The following is an 11917-nucleotide window of genomic DNA, read 5'->3' as shown; positions in this document are numbered from 1 at the left end:
ATCCCCCTAGAACCTCATTTTTCGTGTCCAATTTTAATCCCATAAATAACGGAATACACGTTTTACTTTTGACATCATACGGTCATCATTTTGATTATTATTGTTTTGATTACGAGTTTTTTGTTTCGCAGGTTGCTGTTGTACCGGCATTGGTGCTGGTACTGGTTCAAAATGCTCTTGCTTTTCCTGCACGTTTTTTCCACGTAATTTAGCTTTTTGATAAGAGTGTTTAATTAAACCTACTCCAATTGTATATTGTGGCTCACGCACACCAATATAATCTGGAGTTGCTATACGAACATTTTCATGTAAAATATCATATGCAAGATCAAGAACACCTGGCATAGAAGCAATTCCGCCAGTCAGTACGTAGCCAGAAGCAACTTGCTTTATTCCCAACTTACGTACTTCTTCCTGAACAAACATTAAAATTTCCTCTACACGAGCCTCTATAATATCCGATAATTCTAATTGCGAATACTGTTCTGTTTGATCACTTCCCATAATAGGAACCGTAAACATTTCTTCTTCAGATGCTGTATCATAAAAAGCATGTCCATATTTCAACTTAATTTGATCTGCATTTTCTGTTGAAGTTTTCAACCCAATCGCAATATCCTTCGTTATATGGTCTCCACCTAATGGCAATACGCTTGTCGCCTGTAACTCTCCATCTTTAAAAATAGATAAAGTTGTAGAGCCCCCCCCAATATCAACAAGGGCCACTCCTCTATTCTTTTCATCTGAAGATATAGCAACTGTTGCAGCTGCTAAAGGTTGAAGACAAATATCTACAATTTCAAGACCTGCTTTTTCTACACAACGAAGTAGGTTATGTAGTAAAGTTCTCGAGCCTGTAATAAGTGTACCTTCCATTTCTAATCTTACACCGATCATCCCGCGTGGATCGTTAATCTCGTCAAGACCGTCTACAATGAACTGTCGAGGTACCACATCAATAAATTCACGTTCAGGAGCAATTGACACAACTTGTGCTGCATCTAGAACGCGTAAGACATCTTCATTTCCGATTTCACGATCTTCATTTGAAACAGCGACTACTCCGTGACAAGGAAGCAGCTGTACCTGGTTTGCATTGACACCTACTACAACTTGCTCAATGTGGATTCCCACCATGCGCTCAGCTTGTTCAATTGCTTTTTTAATTGATCGAACAGTCTCATCTATATCGACTATCGATCCCTTCTTTAAACCATTTGATTTTACATTTCCAACACCAATTATGTTTAAGCTGTCATTAACCATTTCACCAATGATGACTTTAACATTGGATGTACCGATGTCAAGACTAACATATATTTCATTGCTGTTCATTCTTTGGCACCTCCTTCTTTATTTATACCATACAACTCAATATATGGAACAACAATCGCAACTTTACTATTTATAAGAAAAATATTCAACGTCTTTATACGTTTCCCTTTTTTAACCCTATATTTTTCTTATTTTTATTTAACATTCGTTTAAGAATATCGCAGTAAACTATGAATAACTGCTTATCTTGAAATAATTCTATTTCAAGTGTAAAGATTACCGCCAAGTATAAGTCTACACTAAGATGTACTCATAGAAAAGTGAAACTTGTACCAATCCGAGTATGAATCTAAGAATTTCTGCATATTTTTCATCAAATGAACCATTCTTGTAAATTCATATACAGACAACAGAACGTTTGTTTCGTTTTTTCTATAAATAACGTAGTAAAAACTATCGTTCTATTCTTTTTTTTCCTCCGCACCTAACTCTTTCGTATATGCCCCTACTTCTAAGTCAATTAATACCTTCTTACCTGGCTCAATTGTTTTTAAAATAAGAGGATAAGCTTCCATACGCTTTGCAAAATTTTGAATCGTAGTGCTCACTTCATACCCTTCATTCATATATAAAGTAAGATGGTCTTCATTCGCATTCGTCGGTGAATAACGAATCTCAGAAATAGACCTTAAAATAGTCGGTGTTAATTTTTCTAACTCCGCAATTAACTCCTTCATTTTCTCCTCTTTAAACGGTTCAAAAATTGGTGCTGCAACAGGAAGTTTTCCGTTCGGGAGTACTTCAAGTGTTTTCCCATTTTCTAATAACGGTTGTAATTTTCCATCTTTGTTTATATAACCAATGGTTAAATATTCTTCAATATGAACATCAATTTTGTTTGGGAAACGTTTTTTTACATTTACTGCTTTAATTTCTTTTCGTTTCGTTAAGTTTTCTTCTGCTTTGTGTGCTGTTACTCGGAAATAACTCGTATCATATGTCACACCTGATTCCTTCATCACTTGTTCATCTGTCATATAATGATTTCCAAACACACTTATCTTTTTTATATTACTAAGCGGAGACCGAAAATAAATTAAAAAGAGTACTAATAAAAATAAAATTGATATGTATAAAATCAACCGATGATTAACATTTTTTTTGTTTTTTTTCTTTTGATTTTTCAACTTTGGTACACGATCTTGTAGTTTAATCACTTTACTATTTTTCATGTACGATCCCCCTATGTAACATAAAAAACGGCATGTTCCTCATGCCGTTCTTATCTTCTTATTATAACATAAATGATAATGAGCGGAACGAATAACCGTTATCTTCCAATGATTTCTACTTCTGTATGCATATCTACGCCAAATTTATCCTTAATTGTGTGTTTTATCAATGCAATTAAGGATAATACATCTTGCGCTGAGGCTCCCCCAGTATTAATAATAAAATTCCCATGCATTTCAGAAATTTGAGCTCCGCCTATTCGATAACCACGAAGCCCTGCTTTCTCTATTAAATTCCCTGCAAAGTATGGAGTTGGATTCCGAAATACACTTCCTGCACAAGGATAATTCCACGGCTGTGTTTCACGACGATAATCTTTATTCTTTTGCATGTTTCTTACAATTTCCCCACGCTCTCCTACCTGCAATTGAAACTCAGCTTCCAAAACAACACCAGGACGTTTCGTTTGCAATACAGATGTACGATAAGAAAACTCCATTTCTCTATTCATTAACCACTCAATTGTTCCGTTTTCAAACAGAATAAGAGCCTTTGATAATATATTTGATATATCTGATTTATGTGCTCCTGCATTCATATACACTGCGCCACCAACACTTCCTGGAATACCACTTGCAAATTCCAGTCCAGCTAATCCTTGGCGACTAAGTAAAGTTGACAATTTAATAAGGGGATATCCACCACCAACTCTTACTCTATGGTTTTCGACCTCTAAGTGGTCTAATCCTTCTCCTAAACGAATAACAACACCTTCTATACCTTGATCTGATACAAGAAGATTTGAACCCCGACCAATTACAGTCCACTTTGTTTTATATTTCTTTACTAACTGCAATGTTTTCTCAATACCGGTAACATGCTTTGGCACAATTAAAATATCAGCTGGTCCACCTATTTTCATAGTAGTGTAACGCGCTAACGGTTCGTTAACTAACACTCGGCCAACATTCGCTTTTATAAGCTCATTTACTAATTGTTCCATAAACGATCTCCCCCATATAAAGTCTCCTTATTACAGTAGTATGCAGGGCGTTCACCTAACGTTATTTTTTTACAAGCTTATTCATTACTTCATACAGCTTATTTGCTGCATCTGGAATACCTAGTTGCTTAGCAGCTAGCTTCATATTTTGTAATGTTTGTGCATCTAATAAAATCTCATCAATATCACGAATTAGCGTTTCAGATGTTAAATCTTTTTCAAGTAACATTTTGGCTGCTCCTTTATCAACAACTGAACGTGCATTCTTTTCCTGATGGTTATTTGTTACGTACGGACTCGGAATTAACACACTTGGCTTACCTAACGCTGTTAATTCTGCAAGCGTTGTAGCCCCTGCTCTTGAAACAACAAGATCTACACCAGTCAGTACCTCTGGCATATTATGAATAAAAGGTTTAATAATAACATTATTCGGATTCCCTTTTTGTTTCACGGCTTCCATAACTTTATCATAATGTACTTCACCTGTTACATATAATACTTCGTAACTTTTATTCCCAAATTGTTCAATCGCTTCTACGAAAGCATCGTTAAGTGGTCTAGCCCCGCGGCTCCCCCCGAAAATAAGTACGGATTTTTTAGGAAGAGATAAACCTACTGAACGTTTTCCTTTCATTCCATTTTGATCCATCACCTCAGATGCACGTGGGTTACCTGTCATAACCACTTTTGACTGCGGAAAATGTTCTGCAGCTGCTTCAAAACAAACAGCAACCTTATCAACATAACGACTTAAAAATTTGTTCGTTACACCTGGTACACTATTTTGTTCATGTACAATAGTTGGAATACCTAATTTCGCTGCAGCATACACAACCGGGCCACATACATATCCACCCGTTCCAATTACAATATCCGGATTAAAACGACGAATATATCGTTTACTATCTTGTACACCCTTTAGGAAACGCATTACAGTTTTCACATTATCTAACGATATTTTTCGTTTAAATCCACTTATAACAATAGATTGAAACGGTATACCTGCTTTTGGAACGATAGTACTCTCTAAACCATTTTCCGTACCAATATATAAAAACCTTGCTTCCGGATTTAATTTTTTTATTTCTCTAATTAAAGCAAGGGCCGGATAAATATGCCCTCCAGTGCCTCCACCACTTACTAATACACGCACTACTAACTCCTCCGCTTCTCTTTTCTTATTTCAATCATATTTATTTCTATATACATATTGTATTTTCACACACATACGAAAAACCCTGTCTTATAAACAGGGTTTAGTAGCGAGAATGGCGACTTATATTTAATAATACACCTACTGCCATTAACATTAATGTCAAACTTGATCCACCATAACTTAAAAACGGCAAAGTAATACCCGTAACAGGCATCAGTCCTGTTACAACACCAACATTAATCATTACTTGAATCGCAATCATCGCCACAATACCTACTGCTAAAAACGTACCATATAAATCTGGCGCTCCTAATGCTATCCGAATCCCGCGCCATAATAATAGACTAAATAATAATAACACAAATGAACCACCAATAAAACCTAATTCCTCTGATAAGATTGCAAATATAAAGTCTGTTTGTGGTTCAGGTAAATAAAGAAACTTTTGTCTACTTTGTCCAAGTCCAAGCCCGAATAACCCACCAGGCCCAATTGCGAGTAATGATTGGATAATTTGAAATCCACTTCCAAGTGGATCCGACCACGGATCTAAATAGGATGTAATGCGTTTCATTCGATACGGTGCTGATGCAATTAACCCTACAAACCCTGCTACGCCAACCAAACCAAACATTGCAAAGTGAAAGACCCTTGCTCCCGAAATAAATATCATAATGATACAGGTCCCAACCATTACCGTTCCTGTACCAAGGTCTGGCTGTAACATAATCATCCCAAAAGCAAGAAACACAAAACTAAGAGCCGGTAATAAACCACGTTTAAAAGATGTAATTAATTTTTGCCGTTCCGCTAAAAATTTTGCCAAGAAAATAATCATCGCAAACTTCATAAACTCTGACGGTTGAATCGAAAATGCCCCGATTCCGATCCAACTTCTCGCTCCCCCACGAACAAGACCTACTCCAGGAATAAGAACGAGAATAAGAAGAATGAAGCAAACTAGCAAAATTACTTTTGAATACGTACGCCACACCCAATAATCAATTTTCATGATAAAAAACATAGCCACTACACCAAGACCTGCAAATAGTAATTGTCTTTTTGCAAAAAAGAATGAATCCCCCATTTTATAAGAGGCCCAAACCGCACTCGCACTATAAACCATAATCATTCCGATTGTCAACAACGAGAGTGTAACGATGATGAGAATAAAATCAGGCGTTTTCTTCATTACCCATAAACACCACCTCTTTGGACAGACACTTTTGCCCTATGTAACAAAACATCAGTAGGTGTTAGCCTACTGATGTTTTGATTTACTTTATATAAGTTTATGCACAGCTTGTATAAAAATGTCTCCTCTTTCTTCAAATGTTTTAAATTGATCCCAGCTTGCACATGCTGGAGAAAGAAGAATTACATCACCATCTGTAGAATGAGCATAAGCTTTCACTACTGCTTCATCTAGAGTATCGACACTTTCAATTATATCTAATCCCGCTTTTTCTGCCGCTCTTACTAATTTTGGTGCTGTTTGTCCAAATGTTACAATCGCTTTTACATTTTTGAAATATGGAATTAAATCATCAAATTCATTTCCACGATCAAGCCCACCTGCTAATAGTACAATCGGCTGTTTAAACGCAGATAAAGCTTTCTCAGTCGCTAACATATTCGTCGCTTTTGAGTCATTATAAAACTTACGGTTGTTAATAGTTGTTACATATTCTAAACGATGTTTTACACCTGTGAAACGCTTTAATACTACCGTAATCGCTTCGTTAGAAACACCTAATAATTTCGCAATACTCATCGCAGCTAAAATATTTTCTAAACTATGCTGACCCGGTAAAACGATATCACTTACTTCAACAACTTTTTCCCCTTTAAAATAAAGAGCATGATCTTTTATATACGCACCATCTTCAATTTCTTTCGTTGTCGAAAACAGTATTTTTTGACCTTTAGTATTCGCAGATAAGGCCATCACATCTGCATCATCTGCATTTATTACACTATAATCGTTTTCTGTTTGGTTTTTAAAAATATTTGCTTTTGCTAAACCATATTCCGTCTTCGTCCCATGATAATCTAAGTGGGCTTCAAATAAGTTTAAAAACGCAGCAATTTTAGGTTGGAACGATTCTACTCCCATCAGTTGGAATGATGAAAGTTCTGTAACTACAACTTCATTTTCTTTTGCATCCTGTGCCACTTCACAAGCTACTGTCCCTATGTTTCCTGCAATAACCGGATGCTTTTGTCCTTCTTTTAACATTTCAAATGTAAGCATTGTCGTTGTCGTTTTACCGTTAGACCCCGTGATCCCAACAAATGGCGCTTCTGAAATACGATATGCCAATTCTACTTCCGTAACAATTGGAATTTGCTTCCCTTTCGCAGCGACTAATATTGGATTAGAATACGGAATCCCTGGATTTTTTACAACAAGAGAAATATTTCTCTCTAACAATTCTAAAGGATGACCACCACATACAACGTCCATTCCTTTTGCTTGCAATTCTGCAGCAAGCACATTTTCTGCTAAAGGCTTCCCATCATTTACAATAACATTTGCACCTAATTTTTGTAACAAGGTAGCTGCTGCATAACCACTTTTTGCAATGCCTAATACAAGAATATTTTTATTTTGAAATTCAGTTACAGTTTTCAATTACATCCACACCCCGATATAAATTCCTAAAACAGCTAATAAAAATCCTACAGACCAAAACGTTACAACGACGCGCCACTCTGACCAACCACATAATTCATAATGATGATGTAATGGACTCATTTTAAAGACACGTTTTCCTGTTGTTTTAAACGAAATAACTTGAATAATAACAGATAAAGTTTCCGCTACGAATACGCCGCCAATAACAACAAGTAGCAATTCTTGTTTTAATAAAATTGCCACAGCTGCGATTGCACCACCTAAAGCTAAGGAACCTGTATCTCCCATAAATACTTTTGCTGGATTCGCATTGAATACTAAAAAGCCAAGTACAGCTCCTACAACTGCCATACAGAATATCGCTACTCCAAATTGCTCTTGTGCTACAGCAATAATACTAAACGCTCCGAATGCAATAGCAGCTGTTCCTGATAATAAACCATCTAAACCATCTGTTAAGTTAACCGCATTTGATCCACCAATAAGCATAAATAATACAAGAACAAAATATGCCCAGCCTAATTCAAATTTAACATCAGTTCCCGGAATCATGATATAAGTGTGAAATGCTTGCCCTTTTCCAATTAAAAAGAACGCAATAGCAATTACAAGCTGACCAATCAATTTTTGTTTTGATGTTAAACCAAGATTTCTTTTCTTTACTACTTTTATGTAGTCATCTAAAAATCCGATTAATCCGTATCCAAATGTAACTAATAATAACAATGATACTTCTGCACCTAAATGGTTAAATTTAATCGCCATAATAAGCGTAGTCACCATCATAGATACATATATGACAATACCACCCATCGTTGGTGTCCCTGATTTCTTTTGGTGTGACTTCGGTCCTTCGTCACGAATACTCTGTCCGAACTTTAACTTTCGTAAAAATGGAATAAATAATGGCGAAAGGGCAACAGAAATTAAGAATGCTACCCCAGCCGTTACTAATAAACCTTGTTCAAGCACATGTAGTCCTCCTCTCATGCTGTTACACTTCGTTGTTTAAACGCTCCGTAATTGCTTCTTTAGTGACTTCACGATCATCAAAATGATGAACTTCTTTACCAATAATTTGATATGTTTCATGACCCTTACCAGCAATAATAATGATATCTTCAGCTTTCGCTTTGGCAATTGCATGGTGTATCGCTTCTTTTCTATCAATAATTACTTCATAATTATTCCCATTTGCACCATGTACCATATCATCTAAAATAGCCACTGGATCTTCACTTCTTGGATTATCCGATGTATAAATTGCATGAGTTGCATATTTTGTTGCCACACTTGCCATTATTGGTCTCTTCGTTCGATCTCTATCACCACCGCAACCAACAATACAATATACATCACCTTTCGCAAACTGCTTTGCTGTTTTTAATACATTCTCTAAGCTATCTGGTGTATGAGCGTAATCAACAATAACTGTATAACTTTGTCCACCATCAACCACTTCAAAACGCCCAGGAACCCCAGCTAGTTTCTTTATAACATCAATGATTGTTTCTAAACTCACACCAGAAACAAGTCCCGCTGCTGTTGCCGCTAGTACGTTATATACATTAAATTTACCAATCAATTTCATCGTAACATTTACACTTTCATACGGTGTTACAAGCGTAAATGTAGTCCCGCCACTCGTCATAACGATATCTTTTGCCATAATATCACTTGTTGTATCAATACCATATGTTACAACAGTTGCGGCAGTACTTCTCATGTACTCCTCTGTTACAGCATCGTCGTTATTCAATACAGCGTACTTTTCACGATTATGATTATAACTATTGCCAAGCTGTGCAAATAGCAACCCTTTTGCATGTTTATATTCTTCCATCGTTTTATGATAGTCTAGATGATCTTGTGTTAAATTTGTAAACACCGCTACATCGTAATCACATCCGTGTACACGACCAAGATCTAAGGCATGCGACGAAACTTCCATTACTGTACTATCCACACCTTGTTCAACCATTTTTGAAAACGTCTGTTGAAGTGTTAGTGCATCTGGTGTTGTATTTTTCACCTCAAATGTTTCATCACCGATTTTCATATTAATCGTTCCAATTAACCCCGTTTTATGACCATGTGCACGCATAATTTCATCCATAATATGCGATGTTGTTGTCTTTCCATTTGTACCTGTAATTCCGATTAAATGTAACTTGTGTGTTGGTTGACCATAAAAATAATCAGCTAAAACCGCTAACGAACGAAAAGTATTTTTCACAAGTACAACTGGAACGTCAACATCAATTGGTCTTTCCGCAACAATAGCAGCCGCTCCTTGTGCCGCTGCTTTCTTAGCAAAATCATGGCTATCAACCGTATACCCTTTCATACATACAAATAAGCTTCCCTCTACCACTTTACGGGAATCAGCTTCTATAGATGTGATTTCTGGATTTTCTTTTGGAACAACTGGAAAATCATGCAAACATGATACAAGTGTATGCAACTTCATTTCACTAAACCCTCTCTACATTGTTTATTTATTTCTTTTTTAGTAAGCAACACGTTACCTCCTAATTATATAAAAATAGGAGGTAAGTGCTACTTCGTCTAATAAATAGACTTATTAATTAATGAGACACTTACTGTCTCAAATTAAGTAACGATTCTATAAAGAATTCACTTCCACCAATTGTACCATAAAACGTACTATGTTACCTTTAATTCCCGAAGTAAATTCTAATTTTTGAGCCTTCTTTTACTTTCGCTCCAGCTTCTGGTGATTGTTTGATTACTTTCTCCCCATCACCACTTATATCAAGCTTCAAATCGACAAGTTGCGTCTGTAAATCTTTCTTTTTCATACCAATTAAATTTGGGACTTCCACAGTCGGTGTATCGCCCCATTTATATTCTTTTTCAACTTGTTCTTTTCTCGGTTTCACTCCCATAACAGGAAGTGCATCCCGAAGAATATTCCCAACAATCGGAGCCGCTACTACTCCACCAAATTGCGTGACTCCTTTTGGGTTATCAACAGCAACATAGACAACAATTTCAGGATCATCTGCTGGAGCAAAACCGATAAAGGATACAATATAGTTATTTTCTAAATATTTTCCATCCTTTACCTTTTGAGCGGTTCCTGTTTTTCCACCTACGCGATATCCATCAATATATGCACCTTTACCAGACCCTTTCGCTACAACATTCTCTAATGCATAACGAACTTTTTCTGAAGTTTCCTTGGAAATAACTTTTCTTTTCTCGACAGGTGTCTTTTTACTGACAACTTGATTATTTGTCGGATCAATAAATTCCTTAGCTATATACGGTTGATACAACGTTCCGCCATTTACAGCTGCTGCTACTGCTGCTACTTGTTGTATTGGTGTAACAGAAACACCTTGACCGAATGAAGTCGTTGCTTGCTCGACTGGACCGACTCTATCTAAATTAAATAAAATCCCGCTACCTTCACCTTGCAAATCAATGCCTGTTTTCTGTCCAAATCCAAAATTTCGAATATATTTAAACAATCGGTCTTTGCCAAGACGATCACCCAGTTCAATAAATCCTGGGTTACACGAATTTTGAACTACTTCTAAAAACGTTTGGCTACCGTGACCTCCTGCTTTCCAACATTTTAATCTAGCCCCACCAACTTCAGCTGCTCCATCATCATAAAACGTATCTTTCTCTAGGTCTACTAAATTTTCATTCAAAGCGGCCGCTAATGTTATGATCTTAAATGTTGAACCAGGCTCATACGTACTCCATACAGGTAAGTTTCTGTTATACACTTCTGGAGAAACACTTTGAAAATCTGCTGGATCAAAACTCGGTCGGCTTGACATGCCTAAAATTTCACCATTTTTTGGATTCATTGCAATTGCGATCATGCCATCTGGATTATACGTTGACTCCGCAATATTCATTTCTCTTTCCATAATTCTCGTAATGCGTGCATCAATTGTTAGTCCCAAATTCAAACCAGCTTCTGGCTTTTTGAAATCATCACCTATATTAGGCATTCTCTGCCCTTTCGCATCTGCAAAAAAACGCACATGGCCTTTATCACCATTTAGCTCTTTATCATAATATTTTTCTAGTCCCATTAACCCTTGATTGTCACTACCTGCAAACCCTAATACATGTGATAAAAAGTTCCCAAATGGATAGTACCGGATAGAATCCTCTGCAATATACACACCCTTTAAACTTAATCCTCTTACCTCTTTCGCTTTGTCATGTGATATTTTTCTTCCGCCTTTATCTAACCTTACAATCGATTCTTTTTTTGTAACCCTCTTATAAATCTCATCTTTTTCCACACCTAATACTGCAGCTAATTTCTCTGCAGTCTCTGCTGGTTTTTCAATTTGCCTCGGTACAACAAAGACAGTTGGGGCACTTTTATTCGTGGCAAGTTCCACACCGTTTCGGTCTAAAATCTTCCCACGTTCAGGTTCAAAAGTAATATTACGACTCCACGAATCCTTCGCACGATCCGTTAACATATTCCCAAGAAAAAACTGCACATATCCAAGACGAATATCGATGATAGTGAAAATAAGTATACCTGATATGAGTATAAAAATAAGTCTTTTTCTAACCGTTACATTTGATACACGCATATTGGAACAAGCCT

The 11917-nt window shown here is 36.5% G+C and carries 9 protein-coding genes; all 9 read right to left on the bottom strand.

The features are described from left to right. Nucleotides 1-33: 33 nt before the first annotated feature. The 9 genes from ftsA to COC96_RS18370 all read right to left on the bottom strand — a co-directional run bounded on the left by ftsA (nucleotide 34) and on the right by COC96_RS18370 (nucleotide 11903). Nucleotides 34-1335, bottom strand: a complete 1302-nt coding sequence (gene ftsA / locus COC96_RS18410; protein ID WP_097904423.1) for a cell division protein FtsA — start codon at nucleotides 1333-1335, stop codon at nucleotides 34-36. A 401-nt stretch (nucleotides 1336-1736) separates the two neighbouring features. Then, a complete protein-coding gene (divIB, locus tag COC96_RS18405; RefSeq protein ID WP_097904424.1) occupies nucleotides 1737-2507 on the bottom strand; it encodes a cell division protein DivIB in 771 nt (256 codons plus the stop codon). Nucleotides 2508-2605: 98 nt separating this feature from the next. Continuing rightward, complete coding sequence (gene murB, locus COC96_RS18400; protein ID WP_098769127.1) at nucleotides 2606-3511, bottom strand: UDP-N-acetylmuramate dehydrogenase; 906 nt, start codon at nucleotides 3509-3511, stop codon at nucleotides 2606-2608. Between the two features lie 61 nt (nucleotides 3512-3572). Further along, nucleotides 3573-4667 (bottom strand): undecaprenyldiphospho-muramoylpentapeptide beta-N-acetylglucosaminyltransferase, encoded by a 1095-nt coding sequence (murG, locus tag COC96_RS18395; RefSeq protein WP_097904426.1) that lies wholly within the window; start codon nucleotides 4665-4667, stop codon nucleotides 3573-3575. A gap of 103 nt (nucleotides 4668-4770) precedes the next feature. After that, nucleotides 4771-5862 carry a stage V sporulation protein E gene (gene spoVE, locus COC96_RS18390; protein ID WP_098267891.1) on the bottom strand — a complete coding sequence of 364 codons (1092 nt, stop codon included), beginning with the start codon at nucleotides 5860-5862 and terminating at the stop codon, nucleotides 4771-4773. 90 nt (nucleotides 5863-5952) lie between these two features. Next, nucleotides 5953-7305 carry a UDP-N-acetylmuramoyl-L-alanine--D-glutamate ligase gene (gene murD / locus COC96_RS18385; protein ID WP_098769126.1) on the bottom strand — a complete coding sequence of 451 codons (1353 nt, stop codon included), beginning with the start codon at nucleotides 7303-7305 and terminating at the stop codon, nucleotides 5953-5955. Next, complete coding sequence (mraY, locus tag COC96_RS18380) at nucleotides 7306-8280, bottom strand: phospho-N-acetylmuramoyl-pentapeptide-transferase (RefSeq protein ID WP_097904429.1); 975 nt, start codon at nucleotides 8278-8280, stop codon at nucleotides 7306-7308. Nucleotides 8281-8302: 22 nt separating this feature from the next. Then, nucleotides 8303-9778, bottom strand: coding sequence for a UDP-N-acetylmuramoyl-L-alanyl-D-glutamate--2,6-diaminopimelate ligase (gene murE, locus COC96_RS18375; RefSeq protein ID WP_097904430.1), 1476 nt, complete (start codon nucleotides 9776-9778; stop codon nucleotides 8303-8305). Nucleotides 9779-9986: 208 nt separating this feature from the next. Then, nucleotides 9987-11903 (bottom strand): stage V sporulation protein D, encoded by a 1917-nt coding sequence (locus COC96_RS18370; protein WP_098267893.1) that lies wholly within the window; start codon nucleotides 11901-11903, stop codon nucleotides 9987-9989. Nucleotides 11904-11917 lie beyond the last annotated feature (14 nt).

It is taken from the genome of Bacillus cereus (genome assembly GCF_002577405.1).
Taxonomy (GTDB): Bacteria; Bacillota; Bacilli; order Bacillales; family Bacillaceae_G; genus Bacillus_A; species Bacillus_A cereus_AU.
Note: the sequence above shows the minus strand (reverse complement) of the source record. Positions and strands in the feature narration are given on the sequence as shown.

Excerpts from the sequence above, each read along its gene's own strand:
- divIB (WP_097904424.1), bottom strand. The coding sequence starts at position 2,507 with ATGAAAAATAGTAAAGTGATTAAACTACAAGATCGTGTACCAAAGTTG.
- COC96_RS18370 (WP_098267893.1), bottom strand. The coding sequence starts at position 11,903 with ATGCGTGTATCAAATGTAACGGTTAGAAAAAGACTTATTTTTATACTC.
- murE (WP_097904430.1), bottom strand. The coding sequence starts at position 9,778 with ATGAAGTTGCATACACTTGTATCATGTTTGCATGATTTTCCAGTTGTT.
- murB (WP_098769127.1), bottom strand. The coding sequence starts at position 3,511 with ATGGAACAATTAGTAAATGAGCTTATAAAAGCGAATGTTGGCCGAGTG.
- spoVE (WP_098267891.1), bottom strand. The coding sequence starts at position 5,862 with ATGAAGAAAACGCCTGATTTTATTCTCATCATCGTTACACTCTCGTTG.
- ftsA (WP_097904423.1), bottom strand. The coding sequence starts at position 1,335 with ATGAACAGCAATGAAATATATGTTAGTCTTGACATCGGTACATCCAAT.